The 14,999-nt window shown below is 60.1% G+C and carries 18 protein-coding genes; 8 read left to right on the forward strand and 10 right to left on the reverse strand.

Annotated elements, in window-relative coordinates; genetic code table 11:
* Positions 1-232 precede the first annotated feature (232 nt).
* Together JJQ51_RS04785 and JJQ51_RS04790 are read left to right on the forward strand one after the other, a co-directional pair.
* Complete coding sequence (locus JJQ51_RS04785; RefSeq protein WP_113330780.1) at positions 233-2,326, forward strand: S9 family peptidase; 2,094 nt, start codon at positions 233-235, stop codon at positions 2,324-2,326.
* A gap of 21 nt (positions 2,327-2,347) precedes the next feature.
* The gene (locus JJQ51_RS04790) at positions 2,348-2,869 is read left to right on the forward strand and encodes a DUF1697 domain-containing protein (RefSeq protein WP_113390338.1); all 522 of its coding nucleotides are present in this window, start codon (positions 2,348-2,350) and stop codon (positions 2,867-2,869) included.
* Here the strand turns inward: JJQ51_RS04790 and JJQ51_RS04795 are convergent.
* Together JJQ51_RS04795 and JJQ51_RS04800 are read right to left on the reverse strand one after the other, a co-directional pair.
* Positions 2,866-3,177 carry a type II toxin-antitoxin system RelE/ParE family toxin gene (locus JJQ51_RS04795; protein ID WP_113330778.1) on the reverse strand — a complete coding sequence of 104 codons (312 nt, stop codon included), beginning with the start codon at positions 3,175-3,177 and terminating at the stop codon, positions 2,866-2,868. The genes JJQ51_RS04790 and JJQ51_RS04795 overlap by 4 nt on opposite strands.
* A gap of 2 nt (positions 3,178-3,179) precedes the next feature.
* Positions 3,180-3,440: a ribbon-helix-helix domain-containing protein gene (locus tag JJQ51_RS04800; protein ID WP_113354008.1), complete on the reverse strand. Its 261-nt coding sequence runs from the start codon at positions 3,438-3,440 to the stop codon at positions 3,180-3,182.
* A gap of 95 nt (positions 3,441-3,535) precedes the next feature.
* Here JJQ51_RS04800 and JJQ51_RS04805 point away from each other — a divergent pair, with 95 nt between their 5' ends.
* On the forward strand, positions 3,536-5,041 hold the full coding sequence (locus JJQ51_RS04805) for a protein adenylyltransferase SelO (protein WP_113354007.1): 1,506 nt from the start codon (positions 3,536-3,538) through the stop codon (positions 5,039-5,041).
* A 67-nt stretch (positions 5,042-5,108) separates the two neighbouring features.
* Positions 5,109-5,645, forward strand: a complete 537-nt coding sequence (locus JJQ51_RS04810; protein ID WP_269244390.1) for a hypothetical protein — start codon at positions 5,109-5,111, stop codon at positions 5,643-5,645.
* 81 nt (positions 5,646-5,726) lie between these two features.
* Here the strand turns inward: JJQ51_RS04810 and bla are convergent, their stop codons facing one another.
* The 3 genes from bla to dmeR all read right to left on the reverse strand — a co-directional run bounded on the left by bla (position 5,727) and on the right by dmeR (position 8,119).
* A complete protein-coding gene (bla, locus tag JJQ51_RS04815) occupies positions 5,727-6,728 on the reverse strand; it encodes a class A beta-lactamase (protein ID WP_113354006.1) in 1,002 nt (333 codons plus the stop codon).
* Between the two features lie 85 nt (positions 6,729-6,813).
* Complete coding sequence (gene dmeF / locus JJQ51_RS04820; RefSeq protein WP_113354005.1) at positions 6,814-7,815, reverse strand: CDF family Co(II)/Ni(II) efflux transporter DmeF; 1,002 nt, start codon at positions 7,813-7,815, stop codon at positions 6,814-6,816.
* 31 nt (positions 7,816-7,846) lie between these two features.
* The gene (gene dmeR / locus JJQ51_RS04825) at positions 7,847-8,119 is read right to left on the reverse strand and encodes a Ni(II)/Co(II)-sensing transcriptional repressor DmeR (protein WP_113354004.1); all 273 of its coding nucleotides are present in this window, start codon (positions 8,117-8,119) and stop codon (positions 7,847-7,849) included.
* Positions 8,120-8,312: 193 nt separating this feature from the next.
* Between dmeR and JJQ51_RS04830 the strand changes: the two genes are divergently transcribed.
* Positions 8,313-8,726 (forward strand): MerR family transcriptional regulator, encoded by a 414-nt coding sequence (locus JJQ51_RS04830; protein WP_015339186.1) that lies wholly within the window; start codon positions 8,313-8,315, stop codon positions 8,724-8,726.
* Between the two features lie 198 nt (positions 8,727-8,924).
* On the forward strand, positions 8,925-9,413 hold the full coding sequence (locus JJQ51_RS04835; protein WP_069616046.1) for a GNAT family N-acetyltransferase: 489 nt from the start codon (positions 8,925-8,927) through the stop codon (positions 9,411-9,413).
* Between the two features lie 98 nt (positions 9,414-9,511).
* Here the strand turns inward: JJQ51_RS04835 and JJQ51_RS04840 are convergent, their stop codons facing one another.
* Complete coding sequence (locus JJQ51_RS04840) at positions 9,512-10,138, reverse strand: C39 family peptidase (protein ID WP_267903995.1); 627 nt, start codon at positions 10,136-10,138, stop codon at positions 9,512-9,514.
* A 99-nt stretch (positions 10,139-10,237) separates the two neighbouring features.
* On the opposite strand from JJQ51_RS04840, the gene JJQ51_RS04845 reads away from it, so the two are divergent.
* The gene (locus JJQ51_RS04845; protein ID WP_113354002.1) at positions 10,238-11,017 is read left to right on the forward strand and encodes a class I SAM-dependent methyltransferase; all 780 of its coding nucleotides are present in this window, start codon (positions 10,238-10,240) and stop codon (positions 11,015-11,017) included.
* Between the two features lie 9 nt (positions 11,018-11,026).
* On the opposite strand, the gene JJQ51_RS04850 is transcribed toward JJQ51_RS04845, so the two are convergent.
* The 3 genes from JJQ51_RS04850 to JJQ51_RS04860 all read right to left on the reverse strand — a co-directional run bounded on the left by JJQ51_RS04850 (position 11,027) and on the right by JJQ51_RS04860 (position 13,272).
* Positions 11,027-11,941, reverse strand: coding sequence for a cytochrome c (locus JJQ51_RS04850; RefSeq protein WP_113354001.1), 915 nt, complete (start codon positions 11,939-11,941; stop codon positions 11,027-11,029).
* An 87-nt stretch (positions 11,942-12,028) separates the two neighbouring features.
* Positions 12,029-12,472 carry a c-type cytochrome gene (locus tag JJQ51_RS04855; protein ID WP_113354000.1) on the reverse strand — a complete coding sequence of 148 codons (444 nt, stop codon included), beginning with the start codon at positions 12,470-12,472 and terminating at the stop codon, positions 12,029-12,031.
* Between the two features lie 164 nt (positions 12,473-12,636).
* Entirely contained in the window at positions 12,637-13,272 is a 636-nt protein-coding gene (locus JJQ51_RS04860; RefSeq protein WP_113353999.1) for a LysE family translocator, read from the reverse strand.
* A 128-nt stretch (positions 13,273-13,400) separates the two neighbouring features.
* Between JJQ51_RS04860 and JJQ51_RS04865 the strand changes: the two genes are divergently transcribed.
* Entirely contained in the window at positions 13,401-14,102 is a 702-nt protein-coding gene (locus JJQ51_RS04865; RefSeq protein WP_113330765.1) for a helix-turn-helix transcriptional regulator, read from the forward strand.
* Between the two features lie 34 nt (positions 14,103-14,136).
* Here JJQ51_RS04865 and JJQ51_RS04870 read toward each other — a convergent pair whose 3' ends face one another.
* Positions 14,137-14,919 (reverse strand): SDR family NAD(P)-dependent oxidoreductase, encoded by a 783-nt coding sequence (locus JJQ51_RS04870; RefSeq protein ID WP_113353998.1) that lies wholly within the window; start codon positions 14,917-14,919, stop codon positions 14,137-14,139.
* Positions 14,920-14,999: the final 80 nt, after the last annotated feature.

Genomic DNA, 14,999 nt, shown 5'->3' on the forward strand with positions numbered 1-14,999 from the left:
GCTTTGACCGCCCTTCATGTCGACGCACTGTATGCCGACTTCGATAAAGAATGTGGTCTCATCAAGGCAGCGCCGCGATGCGGTCTCCCGCAGGCTGCCTGTTCGAGCAAAACTAATATCGGCTGCTTGCATGAAGCTGGAGGAGCGGACTTGCCGCTTGAACCTCACCTCGCTGCCCTCTATTTCTCTCTTCACTTCACATCCGACTTTCACTCCAGAGAAAGCGCCCCTCGTGTCAGTTTTCAAGAATCTTCCCACCCCGCCCGCCGCTGCGAAAAAACCGTTTACGGATACACGCCACGGCATTACCCGCACCGACGATTATGCGTGGCTGCGGGCCGACAACTGGCAGGCCATGTTCAAGGACCCGTCGATCCTGGCGCCGGAAATCCGGTCGCATCTGGAAGCCGAGAACACTTACATGAACGCCGCGATGGCGGACACGAAGGAGCTGCAGAAGGTCCTCTTCGGCGAGATGAAGGGCCGTATCAAGGAAGACGACAGCTCGATACCGATGAAGGATGGCCCCTACGCTTACGGCACACTTTTCGTTACCGGCGGCGAACAGCCCCATTTCTTCCGCGAGCCGCGCAACGGCGGGGAACGCAAGCTGCTGCTGAATGGCGACAAGGAGAATGAGGGGAAATCCTATTTCCGTCTTTCTGGCCTCGATCACTCCTCCGATCACAGCCATGGCATCTGGGGCTATGACGACAAAGGCTCAGAATATTTCACGCTGAAGATCCGCAATTTCGAGACCGGCGAGGATCTTGCCGACGTGATCGAGAACACCGGCGGCGACGCCGTCTGGGCGCCTGACGGCAAGAGCTTCTTCTACACACTGCAGGACGAGAACCATCGCCCTTCGAAGATCTTCCATCACATCATCGGCACGCCGCAGTCCGACGACCGGCTCGTCTATGAGGAGGAGGATCCGGGCTTCTTCATGGGCGTCGGCGGCTCGCTGTTGGACGACTACATCTTCATCGACATTCACGATCACGAGACCAGCGAATATCGCATCATCCCGACCTCGGATCTCACCGCCGAGCCCAAGATCGTGGCCGAGCGCGAAACCGAGATCGAATATGAGATCAGCGAAGGCGGCGACGTCTTCTACATTCTCACCAATGACGGCGGCGCCAAGGATTTCAAGATCATGGAAGCGCCGGCGGAGAACCCAGGCAAGGAAAACTGGCGCGAGGTCGTGCCCCACAAGCCAGGCACCTTGATCCTCAGCCATCTCGCCTATGCCCGCCATCTCCTCTGGCTGGAGCGCAAGGACGGCCTGCCGCGCATCATCATCCGCGATCGTCGTACAGGCGAGGAGCATGCGATCGCCTTCGAAGAAGAGGCCTATGCGCTCGGCCTGCAAGGTGCGGCGGAATACGACACGGATGTCATCCGCTTCTCCTATTCCTCGATGACGACGCCAAGCCAGCTTTACGACTACAACATGGTGACGCGCGAGCGCACGCTGCTGAAGACACAGGAAGTGCCCTCCGGCCACAATCCGGAAGACTATGTGACGCGCCGCGTCTTCGCGCCGGCCTGGGACGGCGAGACGGTACCGGTGACGTTGCTTTATCGCAAGGACACGCCGCTGGACGGCTCCGCCCCCTGCCTGCTCTATGGCTACGGCGCCTATGGCGTCACCATCCCGGCCGGCTTCAACACCAATTGCCTGTCGCTCGCCGATCGCGGCTTCGTCTATGCTATCGCCCATATCCGCGGCGGCAAGGATAAGGGCTTCGCCTGGTACGAAGACGGCAAGATGGAAAAGAAGACCAATACCTTCAAGGACTTCATCGCAGCCGCCGACTATTTGAATCAGCAGAAGTTCACCTCTTACCCGAAGATCATTGCCGAGGGCGGATCGGCCGGCGGCATGCTGATGGGGGCCGTCGCCAACATGGCGCCGGAAAAATTCGCCGGCATCATCGCCGCCGTGCCCTTCGTCGACGTGCTCAACACTATGCTTGACGACACTCTGCCGCTGACGCCGCCGGAATGGCCGGAATGGGGTAACCCGATCGAAAGCAAGGAAGAGTACGAGCAGATCGCCGCCTATAGCCCCTATGACAATGTCGGCGAGAAGCCCTATCCGCCGATCCTCGCACTCGGCGGCCTCACCGACCCGCGCGTCACCTATTGGGAACCGGCCAAGTGGGTCGCCAAGCTGCGCGACAAGACGACGAGCGACGCGCCCATCCTGCTGAAGACCAACATGGATGCCGGCCATGGCGGCGCTTCCGGCCGCTTCCAGCGCCTGGAGGAAGTCGCGTTCGAATACGCCTTCGCCGTCAAAGTCGCCGAGAAGATGTAAGCCGGACGGCGGGAGGAAGCCATGACCGTTTTCGTTGCCCTGCTGCGTGCCGTCAATGTCGGTGGCACCGGCATGCTGTCCATGGCCGATCTCAAGGCACTGTGCGAAGAGATCGGCTTCCAGGATGTGCGCACTTACATCCAGAGCGGCAATGTGGTTTTCCGCGCCGAAGCGGATGAGGCAACGGTGCTGGCTCAACTTGAAAAGGCGCTGGCTACGAAGATGGGCAAGTCTCCCGGCGTAATCCTGCGCAGCCGCGAAGCTCTCGAAAGGGTCGCGGAACATTCGCCCTTTCCGCACGCCAAGCCGAACTATCTGCTGGTCACCTTCCTGCAGGAAGCGGCACCGGAGGATGCGCTGGAGAAACTCGTCGCACCCGGCGGCGAGGAAGTGCATATCGCCGGCAGGGAGATCTACGTGCATTATCCCGATGGCTCGGGACGCTCGAAGCTGAAGCTGCCGGCGCTGAAGGCGGGAACATCGAGAAATCTCAATACGGTGCGCAAGCTTGCGGAGATGGCGCGGGAGCTGGAGGAAGACTAGGGACGCGCCAACAGGGTCTCATAGTCTCTGCTTCCAAAGAAGACATTGGTGATCCAGACTGTATTTTCGACAATGGTGTAAAGGATGACGACGCTCTTTTCGAAAACCGCCATGCGAATGCCGGTACCTAGGTCGTCTCGAGCAACGCCTCCGAACGGTGCATCACCGATCTTTTCACAGCGCGCGTAGATACGACCAATATATCCCTCCGCTGTTCTGATATTCTGACTTAGCTCGAACACGTAAGCTGCGACGTCAAGCAGATTTTCCACGGCCTCCGGGCGGTACTCGACCGCATATCGCTCCATGTCTACCGACGCTTGTCAAAAAAAGCATCAAGGCGCTGTTTTACGTCGTGTCCGCTCAAGTTTGGCCGAGGGTCATCCAAAGATGCGGCAACCTTTTGTCTGATCGCTACGATCCGCTGCTGATATTCCTCTTCTTCCCGCAACCAGACCCGGACTGCCGCCCGCAACACCTCGCTCGTAGAGGCATAGCTCCCCGCATCGACGCGCGCCTTGATCGCAGCTACCATTTCACTGGGGAGTGAAATGCTCAGTTTCTCGTTCATCGCAAAATCCTCTTATCCGGTAGGATAAAGTAGGATAATTTCCTACCTGGAGCAAGCGCCTTGCGCTGACTAACTGTCGGTCCTACCTTAGGAACATGAGCTCTCCTCTTCACGATGATACCGCCCTTCGGGCGCCGACGGTCGCCTTCGACAACAGTTACGCGCACCTGCCGCCGCAGTTTTTCACGGATCAGGCGCCGACCCCGGTTGCCGCGCCACAGCTGATCAAGTTCAACGAGGTGCTGGCGCGAGAACTCGGGCTGGATGTCGAAGCGTTGAAACAAAATGCGGCGGCAATCTTTTCGGGCAACGAGCTGCTGCCGGGATCGCAGCCGATCGCCATGGCCTATGCCGGCCACCAGTTCGGTAATTTCGTTCCGCAGCTCGGCGACGGACGCGCGATCCTGCTCGGCGAGGTGAAGGATCGGAATGGCAGGCGCCGGGACATCCAGCTCAAGGGGTCGGGGCCTACGCCGTTTTCCCGCCGCGGCGATGGGCGCGCCGCGCTCGGCCCGGTTCTGCGCGAGTATATCGTCAGCGAGGCCATGCACGCGCTCGGCATTCCGACGACGCGGGCACTTGCGGCCGTGATCACCGGAGAACCTGTCTATCGCGAGGAGGTGCTGCCGGGTGCAGTGTTTACGCGTGTCGCGGCAAGTCATATTCGCGTCGGCACCTTCCAATTCTTTGCGGCGCGGGGCGATACGGAGAGTGTGCGGACCCTGGCGGATTACGTCATTGCCCGGCACTACCCGGAGATCCGAGACCGTAAGAACCCCTATCTTGCACTGCTCGAAGCCGTGGCCGATCGGCAGGCGGCGCTGATTGCGCGCTGGCTGCATGTCGGTTTCATCCACGGCGTAATGAACACCGACAATATGACCGTATCGGGCGAAACGATCGATTTCGGTCCCTGCGCCTTCATGGATGCCTATGATCCGGCGACTGTCTTCTCGTCCATCGACCGCAATGGCCGCTATGCCTATGCCAACCAGCCGGCGATCGGCCAATGGAATCTCGCACGCCTCGGCGAGACGCTTATTCCGCTGATCGCCCCCTCCGTCGATGCGGCGATCGATTTGGCGAACACGGTCATCAAAGCCTATGGCGAACGCTTTCAGGCCTATTGGCTTGCCGGCATGCGCGCCAAGATCGGTCTTGCAAACGAGGAGGACGGCGATCTCGAGCTGATCCAGTCGCTTTTGGCGACGATGCAGCAGCAGGGCGCGGATTTCACCCTCGCCTTCCGCCGGCTTGCCGCACTCGCGGCAGACGGAGATGTGGCCGATTTCGCCGCTACGTTCAACGAGCCGCAATTAGCGGCATCTTGGCTCGAAAGCTGGCGCGAGCGGCTTGCTCGCGATCCGCAGACGCCGGCAGCGCGTGCGGCGGCGATGCGCAAGGTCAATCCCGCCTTCATTCCCCGCAATCACCGAATCGAGCAGGCCATTGAGGCGGCGATCGAGGATGGGGATTTCTCGTTGTTCGAAGCGTTGCTGAGGGTGCTTGCAACTCCTTACCAGGATCAGCCCGCTTTTGCGCCTTATGCCGAGCCACCATTGCCGACAGAACGGGTGCTTCAGACCTTTTGCGGCACCTGAGGAAGCTTGAGCGCACAAGCCCCAGACAGGCTTGCAGAGTCATCGTCCCAGCAACCTGTTGGGAGACATGATGATGAAAGTGCACAGCAGCACCCAAAACTATTTCAGTGCGCCGATCCGCAGCCAGCAGAGCGGCGACAGCGACGACAGCACGCCCTTCTCGCTGCCGGGCGACGGTGGCGGTGACCAGGACGATACGCAGGGGCCTTCCATTGCCTCCAGCGGCGTCCCCTCCTCCATTTCGTCCGGCCTCTGGCTCAGCCAGTTCGGTGATTCCTCGTCTTCGACATCGGCCTCCGCTGACGATCAGTCTGGCGCGAGTGCTTCCAGCAGCTCGGCATCGTCAAGCGAACAGTCCGATCAGGATATTCTCGACGAGTTTGCCAAATGGGCAAATATGACGCCGGCCCAAAAGATCCGCGCACAATATCTGGAAGCGCATGGCCTGACGGAAGATTCTTTCAAGTCCTTGCCGGCCGACCAACAGAAGGCGATCAACGACCAGATTGCCGATGAGATCAAACAGAAGCTCGGCGCCGGCAATGCCGATGGTGATGGCGATCAGGAAACGGACAGCGCAGCCTCAGCACTGGCGCTGGTCTAAACATGCTGACGGATTACATGAAGACGATACGAAGCTGATTCACATCTTGGTCGTATCGCCTTCTATTTATTATCAATCTCGCTATTGCCCGACCATGTCTACGATGATCTTGCTGACCTCGGCAAAAACGGCTTCCACGTCTTTTGCAGCCGCAGTTGCCTCGGCCACGAAAGTTGTGACCAGAACGGGACCGCGTTCCGGCGGCCAGATGACCGCGATGTCGGCATAGGAACCGTTATTGCCTGTACCGGTCTTATCGCCAACCTTCCACTCCTTCGGCAGGCCGGCTCGCAGGCGATTGTTGCCCGTCGTGTTGGCGACCAGCCAGTTGACCAGCTGATCCCTCGATGTTTCCGACAGCGTATTGCCGAGGGTCAGAAGGCCGATCGAATCTAGCATCGCGTCCGGCGTCGTCGTATCGCGCGGGTCGTCTTTGACGGCCTGATTGACATCGGGCTCGTTGCGGTCGAGGCGGGTCTCGGTATCGCCCGTGGTGCGCAGCCATGAGGTCAACGCGGCAGGGCCGCCGAAGCTTTCGAGCAGAAGATTGCCGGCCGTATTATCGCTCAGCGTGATTGCGGCTGCGCAGAGCTCGGCAATGGTCATGCCATCGCCGTCGGCATGCTTTTCTGTTTCCGGCGAATAGGTGACGACCTTGTCCTTGCCATAGGTGACGCGCCGGTCGAGCTTTTCCGTGCCCTGATCGACGCGCGCCAGCACAAAGCCAACGGCAAGCGCCTTGTAGGTGCTGCACAGGGGAAAATACTCCTCCTCGCGATGGCCGAGCGAAATATTGGTTTCGGTGTCAAGCACGGAGACGCCGAGACGACCGCCGGTCTTCTTTTCCAGATCGGCCAGCTGCTTGTCGACATCGTCGGACAGTTGCGAATTGTCCTGCGCTCCGCTGTCGCCTTGCGGGCTCAGGCCGCCGGCGTCGGGCGTTGCCGGATTGTCCGTTGCGGGAGGCGTCTGCGCCGGCGTGCCGCTATCCTCAGCGAAAAGCCTATCAGGGCGGAGCGTCAGGACGGGAAGAAGCAGCGCCGAGCCAGCCATGAGGCGGCGGCGCGTGAGCAATGTGGGCATATGAGAGGCCTCCAGCGGAATCGGCAGGTCTTGGGCTATGCGAGGAATGTGGCAAGCCTCTGACCTGACCGATTGCTAACGGATTCTATGCCGCCTTGTCGACGGTAACTTCGACCGTCACGTGTGAGAGCTCGTGAATCTCGGCAAGTCGCGCCTTGTAGAAAGATGGATCGCGCGAGACGGGCGTTGCGACCGCGACGATGGCGGCATGATGCCCCGGGCCGACCTGCCATACATGTAGATCGGTGATGCGATCCTCGTCCGTCTCGATCGCTTCGCGGATCTCCTCAGGCAGATCCTCACCTTGCGGAATGAAATCGAGGAGAACGGCGCCGGAAGCGCGCAGCAGGCTCCATGCCCATTGCAGGATGACCAGGCCGCCGACGATGCCCATGACCGGATCGAGGAAGGTCCAGCCGAAACGGCTGCCGAGCAGCAGGGCAACAATGGCGAGAACCGAGGTCATCGCGTCGGCAATGACATGGACATAGACCGAGCGCAGATTGTTGTCCCTGCCACCTTTTTGGTCATGGTCGTGGTGGTGATGATCGTCGCCGTGCTCATGATCGTGGGCATGCCCATGCCTACGATCATGGCTGTGCCCGTGGCCGGCGTGGTTGTGGTGGTGATGGCTATGGTCGTCGCGCAGCAACCAGGCGCTGGCGAGATTGACGAGAAGACCCACTACCGCAATAGCAATCGCTTCGCGGAAATTGATTGCCACCGGATCGAGCAATCTCAGAATGCTCTCCCAGCCCATGATGAGCGCGATCAGCGCCAGCACGATGGCGCTGGCAAAGCCCGCGAGATCGCCGAACTTACCGGTGCCGAAGGTGAAGCGCGCATTGTGCGCATGCCGACGGGCGTAGAGATAGGCAAGCGCCGAGATCAGCATGGCGCTGACATGGGTCGACATATGCCAGCCGTCGGCAAGCAGCGCCATCGAGCCATAGATCGTGCCCGCGCCGATCTCGACCACCATCATGACGGCGGTCAGCGCGATGACGACCCAGATGCGGCGCTCGTTGCGCTGGTGATCTGAGCCCAGAAAAACGTGGCTGTGGCCCATTTCGGAAGAAATACTCATGACATTAGTCTCTCTTTGAACGCTCGAATCGTCACCGCAGATAGGTCTTCAGCACGTCGGCAATCTCATCGACCGCCTGCCGGCGGCCCTCTTCACTTTCGGCATGCAGCACGTGCTCCTGCAGATGGTCTTCAAGAACCTCCCCGGTCAGCCCCGTTAGGGCACCCCGAATGGAAGCAAGCAGTTGCAAGATTTCCCCGCAGGGACGCTCGGCCTCGAGCGCCCGCTCCACCGCCTCCATTTGCCCTTTGAGTCGACGGACGCGAGAGAGGAGCTTGGCTTGCTGACGAACGGTGTGGGACATCGCGACCTCGATTTATAATATAGGGGGGTATACTATTTGTGACGATGAATGGGAAGCCACACTTTGTCGCGACGATCGGACGATGAGGTGACCAGCAGAGTATCCCATCCGCCTGTACAGCTACCTAGCCTTGCAATTTCCGTGAATGGGCCTCATATATTGCTCTAGAGACTAGAGGTATTGGAGGCCCTGAATGCTAACCATCGGCGATCTATCCAAGCGGACGGGCGTGAAAGTGCCGACAATCCGCTATTACGAGCAGATGGGCCTGATATCGGAACCGGAACGCAGCGAAGGCAATCAGCGGCGTTATTCCAAAGCCGATCTCGAACGCCTCGCCTTTATCCGTCATGGCCGCGACCTCGGACTGACGATTGATGCCATCAAGGAGCTGATTTCGCTCAGCCAGCATCCGGACCGCCCCTGCGTCGGCGCCGACCGTATCGCCAAGGAGCATCTGGATGACGTTCGCACCAAGATCGCACGGCTGAAGAAGCTGGAGCACGAATTGGAGCGCATCGTCTCGCATTGCGACGGCCACAGCATCGAGGACTGCTATGTGATCCGTGCACTCTCCGACCACGGCCTGTGCGAACACGAGCATTGAGGCCCCATTGACAAACGCGCTGAACCAGATCATTGATGCGCCCATGATCACGCACGCGCTCCACAACTGCTCGTATTTTTGGCTGTACCTGTAACGGGCGGCCAAGACAGATCATATTGTCAACAAGCCGCCGTCAGGCGGCTTTGTTGTATCGGCAGCGTCCTGACGGCTCATTGAAAAACAAGGACGCAAAATGCCATGCTAGACGATAGCGACATCTCACTTCTCCGCCCGCCGGTTCTCACCATCCGCAACGCGCAGCCGCGTGACCTGCCTGAGCTCAACGACATGATCCGGCTGCTGGCCGCCCACCACGGCGATCCCTCCGGCACGACGCCGGAGCAGCTTGAGCGCGATCTCTTCGGCCCCGTGCCCTGGATCACGGCGCTTGTCGCCGAAGGCGAGCAAGGGCTGATCGGCTACGCCATCCTCGTGCCGCTCTACAAGGCGCAGGAAGGCCAGCGCGGCATGGACCTGCATCATCTCTTCGTGCGCGACGGCCATCGCGGCCATGGCGTTGGGCAGCATCTCGTCGACCGCGCCCGCGATATCGCCCGCAAGGCCGGCTGCAGCTACCTTTCGGTCGGCGCCGCAACAGGCAATTTCCAGGCCCACCGCTTCTACGAAAACATGGATTTCAAGCCGCGGCCGGTCACCGGCATGCGTTACCTGCAGGCTCTCGCCTGATGCCGGCCTTTAAGAGGATCGCCATCCGATATTGATTTTTAGAGTGTTTCTGGTTTTGCGCATTCCGGACGAAAAACCGATGCGTATTTGGAAATGCTTCAGTGATCGATGGCGATCCCGCGGCCTGCAAAGAACCTCTCGAACACCTCCAGCGGCATCTCCGCGTTCTCGCGCGTCGCATCGACGTGGCCGGAGGGATTGTGGAAGCGGATGCTATTTCCGTCGACGGCCGTCACCAGCACGAGATGGCCGCCCTTGGCCGGTGGCTCGGTCTCTGGCCAGCGGATCGAATGATGCACCGACGCGATGAAAAACTCCGACTGCATGAGGATATCGGCGATATCAGCAACGGAAATCCCGGTAACCACCCGGGCAGCCAGATTGAAGCGATCCCGCACGAAGGGAACGAACGGCGCGTAGATCAGCCCCTTGATCCTGCCATCCACCTCCTCGACATAGCCGCCATACTCCCTGCAACCCATGGCCAGATCCATGATCGGGATGATTTTGCCGGTGCGGGCCGCGAGCACCATTTTCAAGCATGCCATACCGCAAAGATTGCCGGCCCAGCGGGCATAATCCTCGACGCTGCTTGCGCCGGATGACGCCCAAAGCGGGTCCTTCAGCAAGGCCGATTGTGCGCCCTCGGCGACGACAGCCAACGTCATGTCAGGCGTTTCCCATTGGCTGAAATAAGGAACCTTCCGCGCCACCCTTGCGTCCACGACCACCCTCTCCTGTTGCCGAATCCCGTAGCTACAAGCTTGACCGGAAATGCGCTAGAAAAATGGCTGTCGACTTCGATCTGCAACTGGAGATGCGACTTGGAACAGCGGTTCACATTCGATGGCGTCGCCAGCCTTTACAATACTTCCCGCCCGCTCTATCCCGATGCGCTTTTTGCCGATGTCATCGATTTTGCCGGGCTGGAAGCCAAGGATCAGGTCCTCGAAATCGGCTGCGGCACCGGACAGGCGACAGAGGGCTTTGCCCGCCGCGGCCTCTCCATTCTCGCGCTTGATCCCGGCGCGGAACTGATTGCAGTTGCACGGGAAAGATTGGCGGAATTTCCGCGAGTGCGATTCGAGCAAACCACCTTCGAAGCATGGCCGGGCAAGCCGGAGAGCTTCAGGCTGATATTCGCGGCACAATCCTTCCATTGGGTTTCGCCGGAACTGCGCTTCGCTGCGACGGCCGCCCTCCTGGCGCCGGAAGGAACACTCGCCGTCTTCGGCAATGTACCGATGAAGCCGGAACCGCCACTATCCGACAAGTTCGCGGGGATCTACGCCGGCCATGCTCCGCAGCTTGCCGGCCCGCCCGTGGAGGCATGGTATCTGCCTGATGGTCCTTTTGCTCGGGAGCTGCAGCAGTCCGACCACTTCGAAGCTGCGGTGCACCACTCTTATTCCTGGAGCCGGTCGCACACGGCGCAGAGCTATACTGATCTTTTGCGGACGCTTTCAAGCTACCGGCTTTTGAGCGAGGATCGGAGAGAAGCGCTGCTTTTCGAACTTGCCGATGCCATCAACGCGCATGGCGGCGTATTCGAATTGCATTATGAAACCCATCTCTATCTCGCCAAGCGCTCGGGCGCGACCTGAACACCAGGCCTATTTCGCCGGCAGCGCCTTCAGGTAGGCCGCGATCGCCTCGCGGTCGCTTGCCGGCAGATGGGCGATGTTCTGCTGGACTTCGGCCATCGAGCCGCCGGCGGAGTCGTAGTCCGGGGTGAAGCCGGTTTCCAGGTAGTTGGCGATGTCGCCGGCGCTCCAGCTGCCGATGGCCTTCGAGCCGGGCGTGATATCGGGGATCTGTCCCTTGCCTTCCGGATTGGGTGCACCCGCCAGCCATTGGCCGCTTACGAAGCCGCCGAGACCGTCGCGTGGGGTGTGGCATTCGCCGCAATGGCCTGGCCCTTCGACGAGATATTGCCCGCGCTTGACCTTCTCGTCGGCACTGGCGAGCACGATACGCGGCTGGTCGTTGAGATAGAGGAACTTCCAGCCGCCGAGCGCCAGCCGGATGTTGAAGGGAAAGGGCAGCTCATGCGGCGGAGCGACATTGTCGCTCTTCGGCAGCGTCTTCAGGAAGGCCCAGAGATCGTTGATGTCCTTGTCGCTCATGCGGGTATAGGAGCCGTAGGGAAAGGACGGGTAGAGGTGCTCGCCGTTTTTACCGACGCCGCGCTTCATGGCGTTGCCGAAATCGGCAAGCGTCCAGTTGCCGAGCCCGGCTTTCTCATCCGGCGAGATATTCGGCACATGGAAAATACCGAAGGGGCTCGTCAGCGCGAGACCGCCTGAAAGCACCAGCTTGGCATCACCCTGCGCGCCCGGAGCCGCATGACAGCTCGTGCAGCCGCCTGCCCAGAAAACCATCTGACCGTTCTTGACGTCAGGATCGCCGAGATTGGCCCAATGGCTCGCTGGCAACGGCGATGGCGCGGTGATGACGTAAAATGCGCCGCCGCCGAGGATGATCACGCCGAAAAGGCAAAGCAACCATCGAATAAACCGCGCCATCACGCCACCCCAAGCCTTAGCTCTAAAACCAAAAGGCTCCGCACCGGCAGAACCGGTGCAGATGCCAAGATCGATTTCTAGACCTACCGCTTAATCCTTCTTGATGCGATAGGCCTGATGACAGGCGCCACAGCTGGCGCCGAGGGTCTTCAGCGTCGCGCCGACGCCCGCCTTGTCGGCAGGAAGCTGGGCGAGCGCTGTCTCGGCATCGGTCGAAAGCTTGGCGGCATGCGCCTTGAAGTCATCGAGATTGTCCCAGATCTTCGGATTGACCTCGGGATCGGTCTTGTCGCTCTGCGGGTTGAACTGATCCGGGAAGGCCTTGGCAGTTTCGGCGATCGTCGTCAGCGACGCCTTGACGATATCGGCGTCATAGGGCTTGTCCCCCTTGGCGATCGCGCCGAGAGCTCCGGTGGCGCCGCCGATCTTCTTCATCATCCCGATGCGGGAGTCATGCGTGCCGTCGGCGGCGACGACCGAACCTAGTGCGACGCCGGCCAAAGCCGTCGCCATCACAATCGCTTTCCACTTCATTTCGTTCTCCTACCTCTCGGGTGTTCAAGACCGCGCATGCGGCCCGGCGCATGATTACGGCGACATGTTTGCCGGTTTCCTTTCCGGCAATGAAGTCACAAAGTGGTGAGAGCTGAGTGAAATCAGTGTTATGCCATCGACATACACATTCGCGGCGGCAACCCTTACCCCAATTTCAGGCCCTCCCAGACAGTAAACACGGAAACCACGACAAGCATCAGCCCGGCTGCGCGGCCCGCAAAGGCGGTTGCTCTGGGATTGGCGACCAGTAGCTCGCGGCTGCGCCCGGCAGTGATGGCAAGTCCGCCATAGACGGCAAATTGCGTTGCGATGGTCATGGCTCCCATGATGACGGCCTGTATCCACATCGGCCCGTAATCCGGCTTTAGGAATTGCGGATAGACGGCGAAGATGAAGAGATAGGCCTTGGGATTGATGAGGCAAGTCACCGCTCCCTGCCGGAAGGCTTTCCAGGCGGAACGGCTGCCGGCAGGCCCCTCGCCTCCCACGGTGATGGAACTGCGCATCAGCGTATAGCCGATGAAAGCCATATAGGCGCCGCCAGCGATCAGCAGCGGATTGAAGAGGATCGGCACAAAATGCATCAGCAAGCCGATGCCGACGGCACCGTTCAACGAATGCACCGCACCGCCGAGCATAATGCCGCCCGTCGCGGCGAGGCCGCGATTGCTGCCGCCAGTCAGCGAATTGGCAAGCACGAACAGCATGTCCATACCCGGTACGATGATGATCCCTAAGAGAAGGATGAAGAAGAGCCAGAGATTTTCTGCGTAACCCATGTCAGTTGCCTATCGCCCTCTCCAGAGAGACAGGAGAGGAAATGGTTGATTTTCAAGTCGATAGGCAGTCTTATAAAATGAACCAACTGACGGGGTGTTGTCAGTAGCCTTCTTCTTTGGGGCAAGAAATGCGCAAGGCATCGCGCCTGTTCGAGATCATCCAGATCCTGCGGCTGGCCAAGCGGCCGGTGACAGGGGCCGATATCGCCGCCCGGCTGGAGGTGACGGTCCGCTCGGTCTATCGCGATATCGCGGCACTTCAGGCGATGCGGGTGCCGATCGAGGGCGAGCGAGGCATCGGCTATATCCTGCGGCCCGGCTTCGACCTGCCGCCGCTGATGTTTTCGATCGAGGAAATGGAAGCGATCGTGCTGTCGCTGGCGCTTTTGGAGCGCACCGGTGATGCCGAGCTGAAGCAGGCGGCCAAGCGCGTCACCGCGAAAATTGCCGGTGCCGTACCGCCGCCGCTGCGCCAGACGCTCGACGCCAATGCGCTGCATGCCTGGGGCTTTGCCGCACCTTCCGCCTCGGCGATCGATCTCTCGCTGGTGCGCCGCGCCATTCGCGACGAGGAAAAGCTGGATCTTGCCTATCGCGACGAGTTGGGCCGCGCCACGGAACGCATCATCCGGCCTATCGCCCTCATCTATTATTCGGAGACCGCCAACATCGTCGCCTGGTGCGAATTGCGCCAGGCCATCCGCAACTTCCGTAGCGATCGGATCGAAGGCTGCGAGGCGACGGGATTGTGGTTCAAGGGCGAAGGTGATGGTTTGAGGCAAATCTGGGTGAACGGCTGGCAGATAAACACCTCAACCGCTGCCGGCTGAGGTGCTGCAGATCCCACAGATCTAACGTTGCGAATTAAAGGACCATGCCACCCGAGGCTTCGATGCGCTGCCCGTTGACCCAGCGATTGTCGTCCGACAGCAGCGAGGCGATCATCGGGCCGATATCGTCAGGCAGGCCTGCGCGGCCGAGTGCTGTCATGGAAGCGACCATCCTGTTGACCTCGGGATTGTCGCGGACCATGCCGCCGCTGAAATCGGTCTGGATCGCGCCCGGCGCCACCGTGTTGACCGTGATGCCGCGCGGGCCGAGCTCCTTGGCAAAATAGCGCGTCAGTACCTCGACCGCACCCTTCATCGCCGCATAGGCCGACGAGCCCGGATAGCTGACACGAGCAAGGCCGGAGGAAATATTGACGATACGGCCGCCGTCGTTGATGTGCGGCAGCAGCTTCTGCGTCAGGAAGAAGACGCCCTTGAGATGGATGTTGTAGAGCTTGTCGAACTCGGCTTCCGTCGTTTCAGCGATGGAGGCGTGATAGGACGTGCCGGCATTGTTGACGAGGAAATCGAAACGATCGCGCGCCCAGCCCTTCTGCAGCACACGGCCAACTTCGGCAACAAAAGCGTCGAAGGATGCGACATCGCCAGTGTCGAGCCGCAAGGCTACAGCCTTTTGACCGAGCGCTTCGATCTCGGCAACGGCGTTATCGGCTTCTGCCTTATTTGCGTTATAGGTCAGGATGCTATCGACACCGCGCTGGGCAAGATGAATGGCGCTATTGCGGCCGAGGCCACGGCTGCCGCCGGTAATGATCGCAATCTTTGTCTTTGATTTATCGGAATTTTCAGTCGTCATTGCCGTTCTCCAGGGAATGTTTGGTGACCGGAATCTACGCCTGCGGAACCATTTCCCTGAATGCCGGAACTCGCGAATTT

Origin of the sequence: Rhizobium sp. AG207R (assembly GCF_027109195.1) — a bacterium.
GTDB classification, from domain to species: Bacteria; Pseudomonadota; Alphaproteobacteria; order Rhizobiales; family Rhizobiaceae; genus Rhizobium; species Rhizobium dioscoreae.

Excerpts from the sequence above, each read along its gene's own strand:
- JJQ51_RS04790 (WP_113390338.1), top strand. The coding sequence starts at position 2,348 with ATGACCGTTTTCGTTGCCCTGCTGCGTGCCGTCAATGTCGGTGGCACC.
- JJQ51_RS04795 (WP_113330778.1), bottom strand. The coding sequence starts at position 3,177 with ATGGAGCGATATGCGGTCGAGTACCGCCCGGAGGCCGTGGAAAATCTG.
- JJQ51_RS04800 (WP_113354008.1), bottom strand. The coding sequence starts at position 3,440 with ATGAACGAGAAACTGAGCATTTCACTCCCCAGTGAAATGGTAGCTGCG.
- JJQ51_RS04805 (WP_113354007.1), top strand. The coding sequence starts at position 3,536 with ATGAGCTCTCCTCTTCACGATGATACCGCCCTTCGGGCGCCGACGGTC.
- JJQ51_RS04810 (WP_269244390.1), top strand. The coding sequence starts at position 5,109 with ATGATGATGAAAGTGCACAGCAGCACCCAAAACTATTTCAGTGCGCCG.
- bla (WP_113354006.1), bottom strand. The coding sequence starts at position 6,728 with ATGCCCACATTGCTCACGCGCCGCCGCCTCATGGCTGGCTCGGCGCTG.
- dmeF (WP_113354005.1), bottom strand. The coding sequence starts at position 7,815 with ATGAGTATTTCTTCCGAAATGGGCCACAGCCACGTTTTTCTGGGCTCA.
- dmeR (WP_113354004.1), bottom strand. The coding sequence starts at position 8,119 with ATGTCCCACACCGTTCGTCAGCAAGCCAAGCTCCTCTCTCGCGTCCGT.
- JJQ51_RS04830 (WP_015339186.1), top strand. The coding sequence starts at position 8,313 with ATGCTAACCATCGGCGATCTATCCAAGCGGACGGGCGTGAAAGTGCCG.
- JJQ51_RS04835 (WP_069616046.1), top strand. The coding sequence starts at position 8,925 with ATGCTAGACGATAGCGACATCTCACTTCTCCGCCCGCCGGTTCTCACC.
- JJQ51_RS04855 (WP_113354000.1), bottom strand. The coding sequence starts at position 12,472 with ATGAAGTGGAAAGCGATTGTGATGGCGACGGCTTTGGCCGGCGTCGCA.
- JJQ51_RS04860 (WP_113353999.1), bottom strand. The coding sequence starts at position 13,272 with ATGGGTTACGCAGAAAATCTCTGGCTCTTCTTCATCCTTCTCTTAGGG.
- JJQ51_RS04865 (WP_113330765.1), top strand. The coding sequence starts at position 13,401 with ATGCGCAAGGCATCGCGCCTGTTCGAGATCATCCAGATCCTGCGGCTG.
- JJQ51_RS04870 (WP_113353998.1), bottom strand. The coding sequence starts at position 14,919 with ATGACGACTGAAAATTCCGATAAATCAAAGACAAAGATTGCGATCATT.